Origin of the sequence: Nocardia thailandica NBRC 100428, from assembly GCF_000308795.1 — a bacterium.
Classification (GTDB): domain Bacteria; phylum Actinomycetota; class Actinomycetes; order Mycobacteriales; family Mycobacteriaceae; genus Nocardia; species Nocardia thailandica.
Map to the genome: position 1 here is coordinate 17,941 of NZ_BAGK01000002.1, position 21,868 is coordinate 39,808.

The 21,868-nt window shown below is 71.5% G+C and carries 13 protein-coding genes and 1 tRNA gene; 4 read left to right on the forward strand and 10 right to left on the reverse strand.

Features of this window, described 5'->3' with window-relative positions; translation table 11 throughout:
* Positions 1-61 precede the first annotated feature (61 nt).
* Positions 62-1,477 carry an FHA domain-containing protein gene (locus ON36_RS00100; protein WP_043646117.1) on the reverse strand — a complete coding sequence of 472 codons (1,416 nt, stop codon included), beginning with the start codon at positions 1,475-1,477 and terminating at the stop codon, positions 62-64.
* A gap of 222 nt (positions 1,478-1,699) precedes the next feature.
* Between ON36_RS00100 and ON36_RS00105 the strand changes: the two genes are divergently transcribed.
* Positions 1,700-1,785 (forward strand) — tRNA-Leu (locus tag ON36_RS00105).
* Between the two features lie 94 nt (positions 1,786-1,879).
* Here ON36_RS00105 and ON36_RS00110 read toward each other — a convergent pair.
* Both ON36_RS00110 and ON36_RS00115 read right to left on the reverse strand, forming a co-directional pair.
* Positions 1,880-2,527: a methyltransferase domain-containing protein gene (locus ON36_RS00110; RefSeq protein ID WP_043646119.1), complete on the reverse strand. Its 648-nt coding sequence runs from the start codon at positions 2,525-2,527 to the stop codon at positions 1,880-1,882.
* 32 nt (positions 2,528-2,559) lie between these two features.
* Positions 2,560-3,207: a TetR/AcrR family transcriptional regulator gene (locus tag ON36_RS00115; RefSeq protein WP_043646121.1), complete on the reverse strand. Its 648-nt coding sequence runs from the start codon at positions 3,205-3,207 to the stop codon at positions 2,560-2,562.
* Between the two features lie 91 nt (positions 3,208-3,298).
* On the opposite strand from ON36_RS00115, the gene ON36_RS00120 reads away from it, so the two are divergent.
* Positions 3,299-5,458, forward strand: a complete 2,160-nt coding sequence (locus ON36_RS00120; protein WP_043646123.1) for an MMPL family transporter — start codon at positions 3,299-3,301, stop codon at positions 5,456-5,458.
* A gap of 714 nt (positions 5,459-6,172) precedes the next feature.
* On the opposite strand, the gene ON36_RS00125 is transcribed toward ON36_RS00120, so the two are convergent.
* Positions 6,173-7,168, reverse strand: a complete 996-nt coding sequence (locus tag ON36_RS00125; protein ID WP_052313487.1) for a stage II sporulation protein M — start codon at positions 7,166-7,168, stop codon at positions 6,173-6,175.
* Positions 7,169-7,187: 19 nt separating this feature from the next.
* Here ON36_RS00125 and ON36_RS00130 point away from each other — a divergent pair, with 19 nt between their 5' ends.
* Entirely contained in the window at positions 7,188-7,952 is a 765-nt protein-coding gene (locus tag ON36_RS00130; RefSeq protein ID WP_043646155.1) for an RDD family protein, read from the forward strand.
* A 403-nt stretch (positions 7,953-8,355) separates the two neighbouring features.
* Here ON36_RS00130 and ON36_RS00135 read toward each other — a convergent pair whose 3' ends face one another.
* The 6 genes from ON36_RS00135 to ON36_RS00160 all read right to left on the reverse strand — a co-directional run bounded on the left by ON36_RS00135 (position 8,356) and on the right by ON36_RS00160 (position 16,215).
* The gene (locus ON36_RS00135) at positions 8,356-9,651 is read right to left on the reverse strand and encodes a DUF58 domain-containing protein (protein ID WP_043646125.1); all 1,296 of its coding nucleotides are present in this window, start codon (positions 9,649-9,651) and stop codon (positions 8,356-8,358) included.
* 2 nt (positions 9,652-9,653) lie between these two features.
* Complete coding sequence (locus tag ON36_RS00140; protein ID WP_174377521.1) at positions 9,654-10,661, reverse strand: AAA family ATPase; 1,008 nt, start codon at positions 10,659-10,661, stop codon at positions 9,654-9,656.
* Positions 10,658-11,674: a DUF4129 domain-containing protein gene (locus ON36_RS00145; RefSeq protein ID WP_043646127.1), complete on the reverse strand. Its 1,017-nt coding sequence runs from the start codon at positions 11,672-11,674 to the stop codon at positions 10,658-10,660. Before ON36_RS00145 ends, ON36_RS00140 begins: the two co-directional genes overlap by 4 nt.
* Positions 11,671-12,465: a hypothetical protein gene (locus tag ON36_RS00150; RefSeq protein ID WP_245557783.1), complete on the reverse strand. Its 795-nt coding sequence runs from the start codon at positions 12,463-12,465 to the stop codon at positions 11,671-11,673. Before ON36_RS00150 ends, ON36_RS00145 begins: the two co-directional genes overlap by 4 nt.
* Before the next feature lie 107 nt (positions 12,466-12,572).
* Positions 12,573-14,141, reverse strand: a complete 1,569-nt coding sequence (locus tag ON36_RS00155; protein ID WP_245557785.1) for an adenylate/guanylate cyclase domain-containing protein — start codon at positions 14,139-14,141, stop codon at positions 12,573-12,575.
* Between the two features lie 208 nt (positions 14,142-14,349).
* Positions 14,350-16,215 carry a DUF4407 domain-containing protein gene (locus ON36_RS00160; protein ID WP_043646130.1) on the reverse strand — a complete coding sequence of 622 codons (1,866 nt, stop codon included), beginning with the start codon at positions 16,213-16,215 and terminating at the stop codon, positions 14,350-14,352.
* 991 nt (positions 16,216-17,206) lie between these two features.
* On the opposite strand from ON36_RS00160, the gene gltB reads away from it, so the two are divergent.
* Complete coding sequence (gene gltB, locus ON36_RS00165) at positions 17,207-21,868, forward strand: glutamate synthase large subunit (RefSeq protein ID WP_043646134.1); 4,662 nt, start codon at positions 17,207-17,209, stop codon at positions 21,866-21,868.

Consider the following 21,868-nt stretch of genomic DNA (forward strand, 5'->3'; position numbering starts at 1 on the left):
GATGGCAGCATCATAGGGCCGACAGCGCCGACTCGTGATCTGCACCGCGCAGCTTACGGGATCAGACGATCCGGATCAGGATCTCGGAATGCCCGGCGCGGATGACGTCGCCGTCGGCGAGCTGCCAGTCCTGCACGGGCGAGCCGTTGACGAGGGTGCCGTTGGTGGAGCCCAGGTCCGAGAGCATGGCCGTCTGGCCGTCCCAGCGGACCTCGATGTGGCGGCGGGAGACACCGGTGTCGGGCAGCCGGAAGTGCGCGTCCTGGCCGCGGCCGATGATGTTGGAGCCCTCGCGCAGCTGGTAGGTGCGGCCGCTGCCGTCGTCGAGCTGGAGGGTGGCGGAGTAGCTGGACTGCGCGCCGCCGTAGCCGGCCTGGCCGTAGCCGCCTGCCTGCTGCTGGCCGTAACCGCCCTGCTGGCCGTAGCCCGCCTGCTCGTCCTGGCCGTAGCCCTGCTGGCCGTAGCCCGCCTGGTCGCCGCCGTAGCCCTGGTCGTAGCCCTGCTGGCCGTAGCCCGGCTGCTGGCCGTAGCCGCCCTGCTGGTCGTAGCCCTGGTCGTAACCCTGCTGACCGTAACCGGGCTGCTGGCCGTAGCCCTGGTCGTAGCCGCCGGGCTGCTGGCCGTAACCCTGCTGGCCGTAGCCGCCGCCCTGTTCGCCCGCGCCGTAGCCCTGGTCGTAGCCCTGCTGGCCGTAGCCGGGCTGCTGGCCGTAGCCGCCGCCCTGTTCGCCCGCGCCGTAGCCCTGGTCGTAGCCCTGCTGGCCGTAACCCGGCTGCTGGCCGTAGCCGTTGTTGCCACCGGCGTAGTCGTAGCCGTTCTGGTACTCGCCGCCCTGCTGGCCGTAACCCTGCTGGCCGTAGCCGCCGCCCTGCTCGTAGCCGCCCTGCCTGCCGTAGCCCTGGTCGGCGCCGTAGCCCTGTTCGTAGCCCTGTCCGGCGCCGCCTGCGGGCGGCGGCGCGTACCCGCGGTTGCGTGGATCGGACTCCGCGGGCTCTCGGCTGGGTTCGTAGCCTGAGTTCTGCGTCATGGGGCCAGCTCCTGGTTGCGGGTGTGCAGGTGGTCGGTTCGTGGGTTCGGGGCGAGCCGGTGGCGCCGCGGGGCCCGCGTCCGGGTCGACGCGGCCGCTCGCTCTGAACTGTCCGGTGTGCAGCGTAGGTGATGCCTGGAAGCTCACGTGTACTTCACCGTAGGTCTGCCACCCCTGCTCGCGGATGTAATCCTGCAGATGCTTGGCGAATGCGCGGGTGGTGAGCTCGTGATCGGCGTCGAACTTCGCGTGATCGGATTCGTTGATCGTGATGACGTAACTGTTCGGCGCCAGCTTGTGTCCGCCGCCCAGATCCTGGATCCGGTCGGCCGCTTCGCGCTGGAGTTCCGCCTCGACCTCCTGGGGCACGACACTGCCCCCGAACACCCTGGCGAACACGTCACCGACAGCGCCTTGCAGGCGCCGCTCGAATTTCGACACGATGCCCATCTCAGCCCTCCCTTCGGTGAGCGTGTCTCGTACGTTCTGGTCACGCCGAATCCGGCGTGTCCGGTCCCGGCCACGTTCCTTGCATGATATCCACGATCGTCCAACCCTGTAACTCCCGGCGAGCCCGCTGGGTTCCCGCGTCGCGGCGCCGCGGAAAAGCACTGGTCAGAGGGGCGATTTTATTTTCCGCGCGCAGGCGTGCTAAGTTTTCTCACGTCGCTCGGGCGAGTGGCGGAATGGCAGACGCGCTGGCTTCAGGTGCCAGTGTCCGAAAGGACGTGGGGGTTCAAGTCCCCCTTCGCCCACCAAGACGAGAGGCCCGGTTCGCAAGAACCGGGCCTCTCGTCGTTTCTCGGGGTGTGCGCGGCGGCCGGGCGGCGTCCACCGTCCACGACCGAATCGTCAGCCCTTCCTGCCGATGAGCAGGTGGTGGGGGATGGGCGGGTTGGCGAGGGTGCGGTGGTCGACGGCGAGTCCCGCGCCGGCCAGGGCGGCGAGCACGTCCTCGACGGGGCGCAGCCGGAACCCGTAGGGAGTGAACGGCATCCGCCGCATGGCGTCCGGATCGCCGATCCCGATCACCACCGTGCCGCCGGGCTCGAGCACGCGGGCGAGCTCGGCGCAGGCGGCGGGGAGATCGTCGAGGAAATAGATGGTGTTGACGGTGACGGCGGCGTTCAGGGTCGCGTCGGGCAGGCCGAGCGCGGTGAGGGTGCCGTCGCTGAGGACGAGGCGGCCCGTGGCGATCGGCCCCGCGTACCGGTCGCCCGCGCGGGCGCGCATGTCGGCGCTGGGCTCGATGCCGTGCACGAGGCCGTCGGCGCCGACCCGCTCCAGCAGCAGCCCGAGCCCGACGCCGCCGCCGAAGCCGATGTCGGCGACGGTGGCCCCCGCCTGCGGATCGGCGGCGCCGATCGCGGCGTCGATGGCGCGCCGGTTCCCGCGGTCGAGGACGAACGCCACGCCCTTGCCGAGGAAGCCGTGCGGATTGCCGAGCTGATCGGCCACGGTGCTGAACAGTCGCTGTCTGACCCCGGTCACAGTCGCCATGGTAGGCGCGATCGCGTCACCGCCGCGCGAGGTCAGTGGGAGACGTGCGGCGCGTTCGGTCCCGTGGCGAGGCCGCGGCCGACGACCGCGAGGGTGGACGCGATGGCCGCCTCGATCCCGGCCTCGTCGAGCCAGGGCAGGACCCCGTCCACGATGAGGGAGGCGAGCCCGTGCACCGGCGCCCACGCCGCGATCTCGGCGCCCGGCCGGTCATCGGCGGCGAGGTAGCCGGAGTCGACCAGGGCGTCGAGAAGCCGCCCGAGCAGGGCGAAGCCGGGCGCGTCGGTGGGTGGGGCCTCGTCGGTCTCGCCGTCGTACTGGCAGAACGCGGTGCGGAACAGCCCGCGTTCGCGGGTGGCGAGCAGGACGTAGCCGCGGCCCGAGGCCAGCAGCCGGTCGATGGGGCTCGCGTCCTCGGGGACCGCCTCGGTCATGGCCCGGAACAGCATGTGCTGTGCCTGTTCCTGGATGGCCCGCAGGAGTTGTTCGTGATTGGCGAAGTGCCGGTAGGCGGCGGTGGGGGTGACGCCGACCTGCCGGGCGGCGGCCCGCACGGTGACCGCCTCGGGCCCGCCCGCGCCCGCGAGTTCGGCGGCGGCGGCGATGAGCGCGTTGCGCAGGTCGCCGTGGTGGTACGGGCCCTCACGCTTCGTCGCGGTCGGTGCTTCCGAATTCGTCATCTCCTAGATGTTGACACCCGTGCACATCTCGTGGCAAGTTAACACCCATAAAGTTTACGCATGGAAACATGCAGACGCGGGGAGGCCCGACATGTTCGAACACCTGGGGAGATTCGTCGTCCGACGGGCTCGCGCGGTGCTGATCGCGGGAGTGATCGCGCTGCTCGCGGGCGGCATCGTCGGCGCGACGGCGTTCAGCAAGATGCAGCCCGGCGGCCAGGAGGACCCACACGCCGAATCGACAGCGGCGGCGGTGCGCCTGGCCGACGAGTTCGGCGCGGAGGCCGACTACGTCTTCCTCGTCACCGCGCGGACCGGATCCGTCGACGACGCGGCGGTCGCCGATTTCGGCCGCGCGCTGACCGCGCGCCTGGCCGCCGACCAGCGCCTGGTCAACGTCGTCTCCTACTGGAGCACCGGCGCGCCCGGCATGCGCGCGGCCGACGGCACCGCCGCGATCGTGCTCGCGGGCAACACCGCCGGCGCCGACGAGCACGAGGCGGCCACGGCGATCCTGGCCGACTACGGCGCGGGCGCCCCGGTCGCCGACGTGCGGATCGGCGGCAGTTCGGCGATCTTCGCCGCCATCACCGAGCAGATCGGCAAGGACCTCGGCCTGGCCGAGGCCGTCGCGGTGCCGCTGATCCTCGCGCTGCTCGTGCTGGCCTTCGGCAACGTGGTCGCCGCCCTGCTGACCCTGGTCGTCGGCGGTATCGCGATCCTCGGCACCTTCGCCGAGTTGTCGATCCTCGGCTCGTTCACCGACGTCTCGATCTACGCGGTCAACCTCACCACCGGGCTCGGACTCGGCCTCGCCGTCGACTACGGCCTGCTCATGGTGAGCCGGTTCCGCGAACGGCGCGGCGCCGGAGACGAATCCGGTGCCGCGGTCGTGACCGCGGTGGCGACCGCGGGCCGCACCATCGTGTTCAGCGCGGCCACCGTCGTCGCGGCGCTGTCGGCCCTGATCATCTTCCCCCAGTACTTCCTGCGGTCCTTCGCCTACGGCGGGATCGGTGTGGTGGCGATCAGCGCGGCGGCCGCGGTTCTGGTGCTGCCCGCCCTGCTGGCGGTGCTCGGCCCGCGGACCGACCGCTGGAAGGTGCCCGGTGTGCGCGGCATCCAGGGCGAGCCGAGCCGGTTCTGGGGCCGGGTGGCCGAATTCGCCTGGCGCAGGCCGTTCGTCGCGGGCCTCCCGGTGGTGGCGGTGCTGCTGCTGGCCGCCGCGCCGCTGCTGACCGTGCAGTTCGGGACCCCCGACGACCGCGTGCTGCCCACCGAGGTGACGGTCCGCCAGGTCGGCGACGCGCTGCGCGACGACTTCGGCGGCAGCGAGGGCAACGCCCTGTCGGTGGTGACCACCTCGGCGGCCGACCCCGACGCGGTCGCCGACTACGCGCGCGCCGTCTCGCGGGTCGACCACGTCAGCCGGGTGGAGTCCAGCGCGGGCACCTTCGCGCACGGCGAGCGGGTCTCGCTCACCCCGGCCGACGCCCGCTTCGCGGGCCCCGACGCCCAGCGCCTGAGCGTGCTGACCGAGCTCGACCGCGATTCCGCGGCGGCGCGCGACCTGGTCGAGCGGGTGCGCGCGGTCCCGGCGCCCGCCGGCTCGGACACCCTCGTCGGCGGGCAGGTGGCCGAACTCCGCGACAGCCTGTCCGCGATCGGCGCGAAGCTGCCGTTCGCGATCGGCTGGATCGTGGTGACGACCCTGGTCCTGCTGTTCCTGTTCACCGGCAGCGTCGTGCAGCCGCTGCGGGCCCTGCTGTCCAACGTGCTGAGCCTGGCCGCCACGCTGGGGCTGATGGTGTTCGTCTTCCAGCAGGGCCACCTCGCCGGGATCATCGGCTTCACCCCGGCCCCGCTCGACGTCTCGATGCTGCTGCTGCTGTTCTGCATCACCTTCGGCCTGTCGATGGACTACGAGGTGTTCGTGATCAGCCGGATCAAAGAGCTGCACGACCGCGGCGTGCCGGACCGGGAGGCGGTGGTCGAGGGACTCTCGCGCACCGGACGGCTGGTGTCCACCGCGGCGGCGCTGATCTCGATCAGCTTCCTCGCCTTCGTCACCAGCGACGTGCGATTCATCCAGTTCTTCGGTCTCGGAGCGGGTCTGGCGATCCTGATCGACGCCACGCTGGTGCGCGGGGTGCTGGTGCCGGTGGCGATGCGCCTGCTCGGGCGGGCGGCCTGGTACGCGCCGCAGCCGCTGCGCCGGGTGCACGCGAAGGTCGGTCTGGCCGAGGGCTGATCCGGTGGGTCCGGTGGGCCCGGTGAGTGAACGGCCCCGCGTCCGGTCCGGGCGCGGGGCCGGTTCGCGCTGGTGAGGCGAAGATCACACCGGCGGGCGCGCACTGTTTCCGGGGCGTTCTCCGCCCGTTCCGCTGGTGCTTAGGGCAGCCTTCCGCAACCTGTCGACCGACCGATTCGTGGAGTCGCTGCGTGCGCCTCGGGCTGGTTGCCAATCATCAATCTTGTTTGCATGGCGATAAACAAACTTGAAGTTTCTTTTCCGGCGGGTTTCGCTCGGCAAATCAAAAAAGACTTGCCGAAGGCGCAGGTCATGGGCTAGATCGCGGAACCGACCGCACCCGGGGTTAACCGTCGGCGAGGGGTGGCGCGGGGTGCGCGCCCCGGGGGCGGCTGGATAACGAAGGTTTGCTGCGGGTGAATTCTCGGTGGTTGCCGGAAGTGGCGCAGAAGGCTGCTGAATGTTTGCCGGCGGAGTGGAAATCCCAGCGCTCGCGCAGGTTTGCTCCTCTGCGATTCATACGCCCGACCTGCGTGTTGGGGGTTGCGCGGGCATAACGATTGTGTACAGTTGGTAGCAACGCTGGCCGCAGCTCGAGCCCGACTCGCTGCGGCCAGCGGAACTCAAATGGGGGAGTTCTTCACCAACTCGTAACCGGCCTTTGCTCCCGGTTGTCCGGTGTCCCTATTGTCCGGGTGTGCTCGGTGTTGCCTGTCATGCAGATGTACTTGCAGATGAGAATTCATGCAGGCGAGAGCCCTGTTCCTGCTCCGCGACGGCCCGCCGGCCGAGCACGAGCACATAGGTGAGGAACGCCGCCTCGGCGGCGAAACCGATGGCGATCCGGACGGCGGCGGGCAGTCCGCTCGGCGTCACGAAGCCCTCGAGCAGGCCGGAGACGAACAGCACGCCGACCAGGCCGAGCGCCACCGTCGCCGTAGCCCGCCCCTGCCGGGCCAGCGCGGACGCCCGGCTCGACGGGCCCGGATCCACCAGCGTCCAACCGAGTTTCAGGCCGACCCCGCCCGCCACGAAGATCGCGGTCAGCTCGAGGGTGCCGTGCGGCAGGATGAAGCCGAAGAACGAGTCGAGCCGCCCGGCCTCGGCCATCAGCCCTCCCGTGATCCCCAGCCCGTGCGCGTTCATGAACAGCACGTACACGGCGGGCAGGATCAGCACGCCGAGGAACAGCGCGATCGCCGACACCCACGCGTTGTTGGTCCACACCTTCGCCGCGAACGCGCCGTTGGGGTGTTCGGTGTAGTAGGTCTCGAACGCGCCGCCGGGCCGGGTCAGGCCGGGCACGTCGTCGGGGATGCCGAAAGCCGTACGGAAGGAGGCGGATTCGGCCGTGAGTACGCCGAACACGATCGCCACCGTGACGAACACCAGCGCCACCGCCGACCACCACGGCCAGGCCCGGTACACCGCGGCCGGGAAGTAGTGGGTGAAGAAGCGGCCGACCTCGCGCCAGGTCCGCGACCGGGCCGCCAGTACCCGGCCGCGGGCGCGGGCCAGGATCGCGCTGAGGCCGGTCACCAGGTCGGGGTCCGGGTGCCGGGTCTGTAGCCGCGCCAGTTCCTGGGAGGCGGCGCGGTAACGGCGGACCAGCTCGTCGGCCTCCCCGCCGGTGAGCTTGCGCTGGCGCGACAGCTGGTCGAGGCGCCGCCACGAGCGCTGATGTGCCCAGCTGTAGGCATCGGTGTCCATATCGGGAATGCTAGTGATCATGGCCGAATTCACCACCGGCGAAGCAGTCTCGCTCGACCTGCCCGTAGCGCGTATCCCCAGCCGTGCGGCGGCCTTCGTGATCGACCTGCTCGCCCAGCTCGGGCTGGCGTTCGGGCTGTACCTGGTCCTCGGCTTCCTGCTGCTGATCAGCGACGCCGACTCGGCCTGGTTCTCGGCCTCGATCATCGTGGCGCTCGTGACGGTGCTGGTCGGCTATCCGGTGGTGTCGGAGACGCTGTCCGACGGCCGCTCGCTCGGCAAGCTGGTCATGGGGCTGCGGGTGATCCGGTCCGATGCGGGCCCGATCGACGTGCGGCACGCGCTGACCCGCGGCCTCGCCGGCGCGATCGTCGACTTCTGGATGTTCGGCGCCTTCGGCGCGGTCGCGGTGGTGTGCTCGTTGTGCTCGCCGCAGGGCCGCCGCGTCGGTGACGTGCTCGCCGGGACCGTCGTCGTGCACACGCGGGTCGAACTGCCGATGCCCGCGCTGGTCGCGCCGCCGCCGTGGCTGGCGCAGTGGGCCGCGGCCCTCGAGCTGACTGGGTTCTCCGACGACCTGGCCGGCGCGGTGCGCCGCTACCTGACCCGCCTGCGCACCCTCACCCCTGCGGCCACCCACGAACTGGGCACCCAGCTGGCGGTCCGGGTCTGCGCGGTCGTGCACAGCCCGGTACCGCGGGGTTATCCGCCGTACCACGTGCTGGCCGCGGTGCTCGCCGAGCGCCAGCGCCGGGAGCTCACCGCGGTCCCGGCCCTGCGCTGATCGGCCGGCGGACTCCGCCGGTGTTGTGCACAGCGGCGCGGCTGTGGAGAACGCGGGTTGTGCACAACGGCCGATTCCCGCGTTCCCCGCTGTGAGTGGCGCCGCGCAAAGTTATCCACCGACAACGGGTTTCGGCGTCGCGACCCCGGGCTGTCCACACTGGGGACAGCCGCGCTGCACAGCCGGTACGCGTCCACTACCAGGGAAAAACCGCGTTGTGGGCGGCCGATGCGAACATCCGGCGCGGACACGGTGGTGTCCTTGTGTACGGGATGTGGACAGTTCACAGTTGTGGACAAACCTGTGGGTGGATCGGTGGATGCGTTGTGAGCGGGGGTGGACTACGGGTTGTCCACAGGCCCGCACAGGGCCGTCCCGGCCGCTGGGGATGCCGCCCCGCTGTTCACAGGGAGCCGGACTGCTTCAGCTCCAGGTACTCGTCGGCCAGCGCCTCCGCCAGCCGGTCGGGGGCGGCCGAAACCACGGCCACACCGCGGCGGCGCAGCTGCTCGCCGAGCAGCGCGCGCTCGGCGAGCACGGACTCGGCGGCGGCCGCCGCGAACACCGCGTCGGTGGTCGAGCGGTCCCGGGCGGCGGCGGCGATGTCGGGATCGGTCACCGAGACGATGAGCACCCGGTGCCGGTGCAGCAGGACCGGCAGCGCGGGCAGCAGGTGCTCGGTCACCGCCGCGGCGTCGAGCGCGGTGAACCACACGATCAGCGCCCGCCGCCTGCTGCGCGCGACCACCGTGCGCACCAGCCCGGTGACGTCGGTGTCGACCAGGCGCGGGGTCACCCCGGCCAGCGCGTGCAGGAGCTTGACCTGCAGCTGCCTGCCCCCGGCCCCGCTCACCTCGGTGCGCAGGCGGTTGTCGTAGGCGAGCAGGTCGACGGTGTCGCCCGCCGCCGCGGCGAGGCCGCCGAGCAGCAGGGCCGCCTCGATCGACGCGTCGAGCCGGGTGCCCTCCCCGATCCGGCCCGCCGCCGAGCGCCCGGTGTCGAGGACCATGAGCATGTGCCGGTTGCGTTCCGGGCGCCAGGTCCGCACCAGCACGTCGTTCGCCCGCGCGGTGGCGCGCCAGTCGATGGCCCGCACGTCGTCCCCGGCGACGTATTCGCGGAACGAGTCGAATTCGGTGCCCTGGCCGCGGGTGTTGGCGACGGTGCGGCCCTCGAGATGATGCAGCCGCTTGATCTTCGACCGCAGCAGCCGTTCGCTGCGGAACGCGGGCAGCGCGCGGACCCGGGTGGGCACCTCGATCCGGTACTGCCTGCCCGCCATCCCGAGGGGACCGAGCAGCCGCAGGACGACCGGTCCCGCGGTCCGGTCGCCGCGGAAGGACGGCGTCACGGTGGTGCGCACGCGGACGCGGGTCGACGGCGCCAGCGCGAGCCGGTGCTCGCCGTGCTCGGCGCGGCTGCTGCTGGGCCAGGTGTCCCACAGTCTGCCGCGCACCGTGCCGCGTCCCGTGTTGGTCACGGCCAGTTCGACGTCCGCGTGCTGCCCCAGCCGCACCACGGTCAGCGGGACGCGCGTGCAGGCGAGGTCGGCGGGTGTCGCCGCGAGGACGACATCGGCGAGGGCGACGACCAGCAGCACCGCGCACACCGCGGCGACCCCGGCCCAGGACGGCAGGACCAGCATCACCAGCACCGCCGCGGCCGTGGCGAGCAGTGCGAACCGGCCGGTGACGACCACCGCTACACCGGGACCGGGACCGCGGCCAGCAGCGAGGACAGCACGCTCTCGGTGGTCACGCCGTCCAGCTCGGCCTCCGGGCGCAGCTGCAGCCGGTGCCGCAGCACGGGCGTCGCCACGAACTTCACGTCGTCGGGGGTGACGAAGCCGCGGCCGTTCAGCCAGGCGAAGGCCCGGGCCGCGGCCAGCAGCGCGGTCGCGCCGCGGGTGGACGCGCCGTGCGCGACGGCGGGCGAGGTGCGGGTGGCCCGGCACAGGTCGACGATGTAGGCGAGCACCTCCGGGCTCACCGCCACCTGCGCGACGGCGGCCCTGGCGGCGGCGATGTGCCCGGCGCCCGCCACCGGGCGCAGGCCCGCGCCGGCGAGGTCACGCGGGTCGAAGCCGCTCGCGTGCCGCTGCAGGATGCGGAACTCGTCGTCGCGGCCGGGCAGCCGGACGTCGACCTTGAACAGGAAGCGGTCCAGCTGGGCCTCGGGCAGGGGATAGGTGCCCTCCTGCTCGATCGGGTTCTGGGTGGCGACCACCACGAACGGGTCCGGCAGCGGGCGGGGCGCGCCGTCCACCGAGACCTGCCGCTCCTCCATCGACTCCAGCAGGGAGGACTGGGTTTTCGGCGGGGTGCGGTTGATCTCGTCGGCCAGCAGCAGATTCGTGAACACGGGCCCCTGCCGGAAGGTGAACTCGCCGGTGTGCGGGTCGTAGATCTGCGAACCGGTGACGTCGCCGGGCATCAGGTCGGGGGTGAACTGGACCCGGGCGTGCTCGAGGTCGAGCGCGGTCGCCAGCGCCCGGACCAGCAGCGTCTTCGCCACGCCGGGAACACCTTCCAGCAGCACGTGCCCGCGGCAGAGCAGCGCGAGCACCAGGTACAGCACGGCCTGGTCGTTGCCGACCACGGCCTTGCCGATCTCGGTGCGCAGCGCGGCCAGCGCCGCCGCGGCCTCGGCGGCGTCGGGACGGGCGGGCACGGCGTCCGTCTTGCGGGTGATCACTTGGTCGTCGGTCATCCGAGCTCCGTCTCGATCCATTCGAGGTGTGCGGCAACGTAATACAGGTCGTCCTCGGTCTCCACCGGGTCGAACAGGGTGACGCCGATCTGCGCGGGCGGCGCGCCGAGGCGGGCCGCCACGGCGGCGACGAGCTGGGCGTCGGTGAGTTCGCCGCCCAGTCGGGGCCGGATCCGGCGCAGGGTGGCGGCGCGCAGGATCCGCGCGACGTGGGGGTAGTCCCGCGACCGGCGGTACAGGCCGGCCTGCCCGGCCATCAGCTCGTTGGCGGGCACCTCCACCGGGCGCGGTTCGCCGACGAGGGCGCCGCGGCGGCGCGCGCGCCACCACACCAGCACCGCGAAGGCGATCAGGAACTGCAGGCCGCCGAAGGCGAGCCAGGCGGGCTGGCGGGTGAAGATCGAGTCCTGGCCGGTGCCGAAGCCCGGATCGGGATCGTCCCGCGGCGGCGTGTCGGGCGCGTCCGGGAGGTCCGGTGGCGGCGCCGGTTTCGGCGCGGTGGGGGCGCCGCAGCTCTGCAGGGTGGCGTAGAGCAGCAGGAGCAGCACGGCGACGCCGACGACCGCGGCCCAGAACCGCGGATTGCGCAGGATCGCGGGCAGCGGCGGCAGGCCGCGCCGCGGCTTCGCCTCGACCTCGGTCACCTCGACCTCGGTGACCTCCGGCTTCGGCGGCGGCGCGCCCTGGGAGAAGCGATCGGCGTATTCGAGCCTGCGGTACTCGTCCTCGGTGGCGGCCCGGCCGCCGTAGACCACCTCGTCGAAACTCTCCGCCGCCGGGCGGAATTCGCCCGACTGCTCGAGGGGCAGCACGGTCGAGGCGTCGTTCGCGGTCTCCTGCGCGGTCCGGGAGCGGCGCACCGGCAGGGTGCCGTCCTGTTCCATCCCGCGCAGCACCGCGCGAAACCGTTCGCGCAGCGCGGTGTCGAAATCCCGCCGACGGGCGGCGTTCTCGGCGGCATCGCGGTGGTCGGCGGCCGAGCCGAGCCGCGGGGGCGGCGGCGTACCGGTCATCGGGCGCCGCCCGGGATCCGGATGTCCATGCCGTCGCGGACGCAGCGGCGGTCGAGGTAGACGACCACCCGCGACGCGGCCTCGACGATCTCGGCGATCACCGTGACCAGCAGGGTGCCCCCGATGAGCAGGCCGGTCACGGCCCACCGGTGGGTACCGGTGAACTCCGACAGATAGAAGGGCACGCCGAACAGCGGCACCGCGAGCAGCGCGAACAGCAGCCGCTGGCACAGCCACAGCCCCGCCAGCGGCGACCCGGCGCCCTCGGTGAGCTCCTTCGACCGGCGCACGGCCGCGCCGTGATCCAGCTGCTCGGCCAGCACGACCGGCTCGACCACGAACCGCCTGCCCCGCAGGAAGGCGAGCCCGACCAGGGCGAACGGATAGGTGATGATCAGCACGGCGCCGGGCACGAGGACCGCGAGCCCGATCAGGGTGAACATCAGCTGGGCCACGAGCAGCGGGCCGAACCGGGCGCGCGCGCCGCGCAGCGCCGCGCTCAGGCCGAGCCGGACGCCGGCGAGGTCGGCCAGCCCGATGGCGACCGTCGCGCCGCGCAGCACGAAGCGCAGCAGCCAGATCGCCAGCGCGGTGATCCCGACGGCGGTCCACCCGACCGCCGCGTCGTTGTCGCCGGTCAGTTCGGCGACCAGCCCGGTCACCCCCAGCGTCACCGGCAGCGCCACGGCGAGGCCGAGGCCGCCCAGGGTGGCCAGCGGTCGCAGGTGGGCCTGGAGCAGGGCGAACGGCTCATCGAGCTGCTCGCGGAATCGCAAAGGGCGGATCGGCACCGTCGGACCAGAGCGCTCTGATACCGGATCGACTCCCGCCCCGACGGCACCGGCCGTATCGACGACGGGCACGAGGTGCAGTCTATGCGGCGATACGTCCGGATCGGCTACTCGTCGAGGACCGGGGCGGCCAGCCGGGTGGGCGTCAGCCTGCCGCGCAGCGTCACCGTGTCACCGAGCACCCAGTGCGCCGCCTCCGCGTCGCCCGCCGCGTCGAGGGTGGCCGCCGAGGTCAGCAGGCGTTCGGGATGGGACTTCGACAGCTCGCACAGCCGGGCCGCCTCGTTGACGGCGTCCCCGATGACGGTGAACTCGTAGCGCTGGTGGGCGCCGACGTTGCCCGCGACCACCCGCCCCGCGGCGACGCCGATGCCGGCGGCCAGGTCGGTGGCGCCGCGCAGCCTGCGCTGGATGGCCCTGGCGCACGCCAGCGCCTGCCCGGCGTGATCGTCGAGCTGGGCGGGCGTGCCGAAGACCGCGAGCGCCGCGTCGCCCTCGAACTTGTTGAGCAGGCCGCCGTGCCGGTCCACCTCGTCGACCACGATGTCGAAGAAGCGGTTCAGGATGGCCACGATCTCCGGCGCGGGCCGGGTCGCGGCCATGGTGGTCGACCCGATGATGTCGATGAACAGGGCGGCGGCGTCGGTCTCGGCGCCGCCGAGTTCGGCGCCCGATTCGATGGCGGCCATCGCGACCTTGCGGCCGACGTGCTTGCCGAACAGGTCCTCGATGAGCGCGCGCTCGCGCAGCCCCTGCACCATTCGGTTGAACCCGCTCTGCAGGTCGCCGAGTTCGGTGCCGTCGTAGAGCGGGATCTCGACGGTCAGGTCCCCGTTCTCCACCTGGCGCAGCGCCTGGCGCACCCCGCGGATCGGGGCCAGCGTCGCGCTGCTGACCTGGGCCATGAGCACCATGCCGAACAGCAGCGCCGACCCGCCGAGGCTCAGCACGCACACCGCGAGCCGGGCCTTGCTCACCTCGGGATCGGTCAGCGCCCACACCGCGACCACCATCGACACCCCCACCGGGACGCCGCTGCCGACCAGCCAGGTCAGCATGGTCCGGCCGAAGACGCCGATGCCGTGCCGGTTGCGCTGCGGGTCGGCCTGGAGTACGCGCGCCGTGACGACCCGCAGCGCGAACTCGGCGATCAGATAACTGTTGGTGCACACCACGATCGCGGCGGCGCCGATGGCCAGGATGAGTTTGGGGATGAGCCGCGGGTCGGCCACCCCGTACCCGATGACCAGTGCGGTCGCCGCGATCGTCCACAGGGCGGCCTGCTGCAGCATCAGCCAGCGCGGGGCGGCCATGGCCGAGCGCTGCTGACGCGGCGTCGGCACGTGGTCGGGGTCGATGGCCCAGCCCAGGGAGCGGACGCCGCCGACGGTGCCCCAGATCGTGCCCGCGGTCAGCGCCGCCACCGCGCACAGCGGCGCGAAGACGGCGTTGAGCAGCAACAGTTCCCGGGTGAAGATCGACGGCCCCGGCAGGACGAAGCCGGCGAGCACGATGGTCATGGTCGCGCCGGTGATGTTGGCGACCAGCAGCGGGATGGTCAGCAGCAGCTGAACGCGGACGCGCCGGATGCGCGAGTTCTCCTCGACGGGGCCGAGCAGGGGCGAACCCCAGGGCGCGGCGGTGGCCGCTCGGTCCGGAGCCGCGCTGTGAATCACCTTCGCACTGTAAACCGGAACCGGGGGACGGCGCCCCGTTGTCGCTCAGGTCACTATGCCGAGCATTCGGCTATATGAGGTGATGGAAGCGCGTCGCGATCGGGGATTCGTCGGCCGCGACGAGTGGTCGGGGCGGAAACCGTCGCCGAGAACACTTGTCCACTCAAACGGCCGGGCCGAGGGCGCGCCGGGCCCGGCCGCGCCGAGGTCAGCGTCCGGGCGGCAGCGCGCGCGGGCCGCGCCGTCCCGGCAGTTCGCCGGTGCCGGGTCCGGACAGTTCGGCCTGCTCGGCGGCGGTCAGCGGGGCCTGGGCCGCGGCGGGCAGCCCGGGATGCTGTGGCGCGCTCGGGTACTGGCGCGGGTCCGGGTGGTACACCGCACCCGGCGCGTCGACGACGGACGACGCCAGTTGACGGGCGTACTGCGCGGCGTACGGATCGGCCTGGGGCGGAACCGGATTCGGTGCGGCGTACCCCTGCCCGGCGTACCCCGGCGCGGGATGGCCGGGCAGCTGCGGATATCCGGGCACGGCGTACCCCGGCGGCAGCTGCTGCGGCACGGCCTGCGCGCCCGAATCCTCGCTGTTCACCGTGACCTTGCGGCTGCGGCGCAGGGTGAAGGTCACCTCCTCCACCTCCTCGAACGCCTGGCGGGCGGTCCGCAGCGGATGGGTCGCGGTGTCGATGGCGTTGGCCACGAAGGACGGGACCAGCGGGCGGATCCAGCGGGCGGCGGTGTCGGTGAACGGCACCTGGCCGATGATCGGCAGCGCGAGGCCGCCCGGCCGCGGGCTCTCCACCGGCACCCCCTCGGTGATCACCGGCTGCGGCTGCGGGAGCGGCGCGGGCACAAGGGCCCCGCCGGTGGTGCCGGCCTGCGGCAGCGCGTTCGGGAGATAGGCGGCGGGCAGCGCCGCCGGGCTCGCGTTTCCCTCCAGGGCCACGGGATTGTCCTTTCGGTCGGTGATGCCGATTTCGAAGCCGCCGACGGCCGCGATGATCCGGGTGCGCTGACGCTCCTGGTCGATCACCGAGTCGGCGTGCACGGCCAGCCGGGTCGAGGCCAGTTCGGCCTCCGCCCGCAGCGTCTCGGCTTCGGCGCGGGTTTCGGCGCGCTTGATCGCGATGGCCGCGTCGGCCTCGCGCTCGGCGCGGTCGGTCACCTCGGCCACTGTGACCGCGCGGTCGAGCGCGGTCTCGCCGCGCCAGCGGCGCAGCAGCAGCGGCGCGACGGCCAGCAGGACGCCGGCCGCCAGCACGAGCAGCCGCAGCGCCAGCGCGCCGGGGTGGTCGAGGGTGTGGTCGTTGAGCGCCACCCAGCGGGCGCCGAGGCCGCGGTCGCCCTCGGCGAAGGCGGCCGCGCGGGCGGTGGCCAGGGCGCGGTCGGTCTCGGTGACCCGGGTGTCGAGCGGGGCGACGCGGTCCTGCGCGGCGGTCAGCTGCTTGCGCGCGTCGTCGAGCATGGCCTCGGCGGTCCGCGATTCGGGGCCGCGGCCGGGGACGCCGGTGATCCGGGTCTGCGGGCACTCCGGCGTCGGGTTGTATTCGCAGCGGGCGGTGACCAGGGCGCGGTCGATCTCGCCCTGGGCCCGGCCGAGCGTCTGGTCGAGCGCGGCGCGGTCGGCGACGGCGCGCTCGTGTTCGGCGCGGGCGGTGACGACGGCGGGCGCGGACTCGGCGGCGGACTGGGCGCGCTGGTCGAGGGCGCGGTCGACCGTCGCGCCGAGCAGCACCGTGCTGCCCAGCTCGGCGACCAGCGCGCCGGCCAGCACCGCGACCGCGATCCGGGCCACCCGATCGGTCCGGTCGCCTGCCCGGCCGGTCACGAGCGCGCGCCCGATCGCGCCCGTCGCGGCGCAGGCCAGCAGCGCGCCGAGGACGACCACGAAGCCCGCGACGCCGTCGGCGGCCGCGAGCGCGGCCGCGGTGACCGCGCCGGAGACCACGGCGAACAGCAGCACCGCGGTACCGGTCAGCACATATCCCGCGGATTCCTGGCGAACGGCCGGATCGGTGGCGGCGCGCGGGGCGGACAGACCTCCGCCGAGCCAGGTCAGCGTGCCGGTGACGGTCATTGGGAACTCACATCCTCTGCTTCCCCCGCCGTGGTGGCCCGGTGCCGCGCTTCCCAGGGCGCGGGCTGGCGAAACTGTCACGGATTCGTTGTCTCAGCGTGACAGCCTCGCGGCCGACACACCGAGCGGGTGGCCGTACCTGTGTGCAGCCTCACACCGCCGGCGGCGCGGTATCTGTGCCGCGCCCGCGGACCCCGGGGCGCGCCGGTGACGCGGCCCGCGACACGCGGAAGGCGTGTGTTGCCGCACAACGCCTTCGGCGCGTCGCCGGTGCTGTGTCGAACACCACTGAAAGTATTTGCCGATCGATTGCCAGCGGCGTGATTCGGGCTACAGACCGTACGGTCGGATCACTGCTGTGGCCTGTCGGAGGCGCTGTCGCGAATGTCTCATCCCGTGACCGTCGGGTTAGCCGTCTCGACAGCGGTTTGACCTGGGCGGAACCGGGGAAATCTGCTGCGATGCAGGTGAACAGCGGTGCGGGAACGCGCGGCAGTGTCGGAGACAGGTGTCCGGAAGCCCGGTTCGCGCAGGTCGGCGGCGTGCGGGCGGGGATCGATCCACCCCTGCTCCTGCTTTACACTGGACGACGCGTGCGACGTGGAGGACCGCTGACATAAAGCCCAGCTAGATCGGGTTATTAGCACAACCTTAGTTGGTTGGGTCTGCGACCTGACTTATCGTTTGCTCTTACGCCGAACACACAAATGCTCGGCGAGACAGCCCGTTGCGGGCCCGTGAGGACGGGCTCACTGTAGCGGGCGCAAGCCCGCGCGGAGGTTAGGAGTGTGTAAGCGCTCCGTTACCTCCGAGCACCCACTACGTCAACGAAGCGGGTGGACAACTGGAGACGTGACTGCACGCCGAAGACCATCAGCGCGGCTGGTTCTGAGGATCGTACGGACGCAGTCTTGACGGAGGCGTACGACGAGAGGCTTCGAACCACACGAAGGCCGATTCATCGACAGCCGACTTTCTTGAAGGCAGAGGCATGACGCAACTTCCTGGCCACAGGTCACCTGGACCCATCGGGCTCTACGACCCGGCATACGAGCACGACGCCTGCGGTGTCGCGCTCGTCGTCGACATGCACGGCCGCCGCAGCCGTGACATCGTCGACAAGGCTATTACGGCCCTGTTGAACCTGGAGCACCGTGGTGCCGCCGGTGCCGAGCCGAACTCCGGCGACGGCGCGGGCATCCTGATCCAGCTCCCGGACAAGTTCTTCCGGGCGATCCTGGCCGAGAACAACGCCGCCTTCGAGCTGCCCGCCGCGGGGTCCTACGCCACCGGTATCGCGTTCCTGCCCCAGTCGCGCCGCGAGGCCTCCCGTGCCGCCTACGGCGTGGAGAAGATCGTCGCCGAAGAGGGCATGACCGTCCTCGGCTGGCGTGAGGTCCCCATCGACGAGTCGTCGCTGGGCGCGCTGGCCCGCGACGCCATGCCGACCTTCCGCCAGATCTTCATCGCCTCGCCCAAGGGCTCGGCCGAGCAGCTCTCCGGCATGGACCTCGAGCGTCGCGCCTACGTCATCCGCAAGCGGGTCGAGCACGAGCTCGGCAAGTCCGGCGCGGGCGAGGGCGGCCTCGGCAAGGAGTCGGTGTACTTCCCGAGCCTGTCCGGCGAGACCTTCGTCTACAAGGGCATGTTCACCACCCCGCAGCTGCGCGCGTTCTACCTGGACCTCCAGGACGACCGTGTCGAGTCGGCGCTCGGCATCGTGCACTCGCGCTTCTCCACCAACACCTTCCCGTCGTGGCCGCTGGCGCACCCGTTCCGCCGGGTCGCCCACAACGGCGAGATCAACACCGTCTCCGGCAACGAGAACTGGATGCGCGCGCGTGAGGCGCTGCTGCGTTCGGACGTCTTCGGCACCGACGAGGCGGGCAAGAACCGGCTCGAGAAGATCTTCCCCGTCTGTACGCCGGGGGCGAGCGACACCGCGCGGTTCGACGAGGTGCTCGAGCTCCTGCACCTCGGCGGCCGCAGCCTGCCCCACGCCGTGCTGATGATGATTCCCGAGGCCTGGGAACGCAACGAGAACATGGACCCGCAGCTGCGGGCGTTCTACGAGTACCACTCGATGCTGATGGAGCCGTGGGACGGCCCGGCCTCGGTGTGCTTCACCGACGGCACCGTCATCGGCGCCGTCCTCGACCGCAACGGCCTGCGCCCCGGCCGGATCTGGGTCACCGAGGACGGCCTGGTCGTGATGGCCTCCGAGGTCGGTGTCCTGGACATCGACCCGGCCACCGTGGTCAAGAAGGTCCGCCTGCAGCCGGGCAAGATGTTCCTCGTCGACACGGCCGCGGGCCGGATCATCGGCAACGACGAGCTCAAGGCCGAACTGGCGGGCGAGCACCCGTACCAGGAGTGGCTCGACGCCGGCGTGAGCCGCCTCGCCGACCTGCCCGACCGCCCGCACGTGCACATGTCGCACGACCGCGTGCTCATCCGCCAGCAGATCTTCGGGTACACCAACGAAGAGCTGAACCTGCTGATCTCGCCCATGGCCCGTACCGGCGCCGAGGGCCTCGGCTCCATGGGCACCGACACCCCGATCGCGGTGCTGTCCTCGCGGCCGCGCCTGCTGTTCGACTACTTCCAGCAGCTGTTCGCGCAGGTCACCAACCCGCCGCTGGACGCCATCCGCGAAGAGGTCGTCACCAGCCTCAAGCGCAACATCGGCCCCGAGTCCGACCTGCTGCACCCGAGCGCGGAGTCCTGCAAGCAGATCGCCATCGAGCAGCCGATCCTGGACAACGACGAGCTGGCCAAGCTGGTCCACATCAACGACGACGGCAGCCACCCCGGCCTGCGGTCGGTCGTCGTGCGCGGCCTGTACCCGGTCGCCGAGGGCGGCGAGGGTTTGCGCAAGGCCCTGGAAGCCATCAACATCCAGGTCTCGGCCGCCATCGACGGTGGCGCCCGGATCATCGTGCTCTCCGACCGCGAGTCCAACGAGAAGCTGGCGCCGATCCCGTCGCTGCTGCTGACCTCGTCGGTGCACCACCACCTGGTCCGCGAGCGCACCCGCACCATGGTCGGCCTCGTCGTCGAGGCCGGTGACGCCCGCGAGGTGCACCACATGGCCATGCTGGTCGGCTTCGGCGCGGCCGCGATCAACCCGTACATGGCCTTCGAGACCATCGAGGACATGCTCGAGCGCGGCGCGCTGCAGATCCCGAACGCCACCGGCGACGCCGCCTACCGTCTTGCGGTCTACAACTACAACAAGGCCGCGAGCAAGGGCGTGCTGAAGGTGATGTCCAAGATGGGCATCTCCACCATGGCCTCCTACAACGGCGCCCAGCTGTACCAGGTCATCGGCCTGGCGCAGGACCTGGTCGACGAGTACTTCACCGGCCTGCGCTCGCCGCTGGGCGGTATCGGCCTCGACGAGATCGCCGAGGAGGTGGCCGCCCGCCACCGCAGCGCGTTCCTGGAGAACCGCAACGAGCGCGCGCACCGCGAGCTCGAGGTCGGCGGCGAGTACCAGTGGCGCCGCGAGGGCGAGTACCACCTGTTCAACCCGGACACCGTGTTCAAGCTGCAGCACGCGACCCGCTCGGGCCAGTACTCGATCTTCAAGGAGTACACCAAGCTGGTCGACGACCAGTCCGAGCGTCTCGCCTCGCTGCGCGGCCTGTTCAAGTTCAAGTCCGGGCAGCGCGCGCCCATCTCGATCGACGAGGTCGAGTCGGTCGACGAGATCGTCAAGCGCTTCTCGACCGGCGCGATGAGCTACGGCTCCATCTCGGCCGAGGCGCACGAGACCCTGGCCATCGCCATGAACCGGCTCGGCGGTCGCTCGAACTCCGGTGAGGGCGGCGAGAACCCGGCCCGCTTCGAGGTCGAGGAGAACGGTGACTGGCGCCGGTCGGCGATCAAGCAGGTCGCCTCGGGCCGCTTCGGCGTCACCGCGCACTACCTGACCAACTGCACCGACATCCAGATCAAGATGGCCCAGGGCGCGAAGCCGGGCGAGGGCGGCCAGCTGCCCCCGCACAAGGTGTACCCGTGGGTCGCCGAGGTGCGGCACTCCACGCCGGGCGTCGGCCTGATCTCGCCGCCGCCGCACCACGACATCTACTCGATCGAGGACCTGGCGCAGCTGATCCACGACCTGAAGAACGCGAACCCGCAGGCGCGGATTCACGTGAAACTCGTCGCGGAGCCGGGCGTCGGGACCGTCGCGACCGGCGTGTCCAAGGCACACGCCGACGTCGTGCTCATCTCGGGCCACGACGGCGGCACCGGCGCCTCGCCGCTGACCTCGCTCAAGCACGCGGGCGGCCCCTGGGAGCTCGGCCTCGCCGAGACCCAGCAGACCCTGCTGCTCAACGGTCTGCGCGACCGCATCGTGGTCCAGGTCGACGGCCAGATGAAGACCGGCCGCGACGTGATGATCGCCGCACTGCTCGGCGCCGAGGAGTTCGGTTTCGCGACCGCCCCGCTCGTGGTGTCCGGCTGCGTGATGATGCGCGTGTGCCACCTCGACACCTGCCCGGTCGGCATCGCCACCCAGAACCCCACCCTGCGTGAGCGGTTCACCGGCAAGCCGGAGTTCGTCGAGAACTTCTTCCGCTTCATCGCCGAGGAAGTCCGTGAGCTGCTCGCGCAGCTGGGCTTCCGCACCCTCGACGAGGCGGTCGGCCGTTCCGACCTGCTCGACACCTCCGCCGCGAAGAACCACTTCAAGGCGAGCAAGCTGGACCTGTCGCCGATCCTGGATCAGCCGGAGACGGCGTTCATGAACCAGGACACCCGCTGCACCAAGACCCAGGACCACGGCCTGGACAAGGCCCTGGACAACGAGCTCATCGCGCTGTCGGCCGACGCGCTCGAGCGGGGTCAGGCGGTGAAGATCGAAACCAAGATCACCAACGTGAACCGCACGGTCGGCACCATGCTCGGCCACGAGGTGACCAAGCTCTACGGTGGCGCGGGCCTGCCCGACAACACCATCGACATCACCTTCACCGGTTCCGCGGGCAACAGCTTCGGCGCGTTCGTCCCGGCGGGCATCACGCTGCGGGTGCAGGGTGACGCCAACGACTACGTCGGCAAGGGTCTGTCCGGCGGCCACATCGTGGTCCGCCCGGCGCCGACCGCGCCCGAGGGGTTCGTCGCCGAGGAGAACATCATCGCGGGCAACGTGATCCTGTTCGGCGCCACCAGCGGCCGGGCCCTGATCAACGGTGTCGCGGGCGAGCGCTTCGCGGTCCGCAACTCCGGCGCGACCGCGGTCGTCGAGGGCGTGGGCGACCACGGCCTCGAGTACATGACCGGTGGCCGCGTGGTCATCCTCGGTGAGACCGGCCGCAACTTCGGCGCGGGCATGTCCGGCGGCGTGGCGTTCGTCTACAACCCGAACGGCACCTTCGCCGGGCGCCTGAGCCCGGAGCAGGCCGAGGCCATCGAGGCCCTGTCCGGCGACGACTTCACCTGGCTGCGCGACATCATCACCGTGCACCGGGACGAGACGGGTTCGGCCGTGGCCGAACGCATCCTGAGCGACTGGTCCCAGCAGGTGAACCACTTCGTGAAGGTCATGCCCCGCGAATACAAGAAGGTTCTGCTCGCCATCTCCGAAGCCGAGAAGAGCGGCAAGGACGTGGACGAGGCGATTATGGAGGCCGCACGTGGCTGA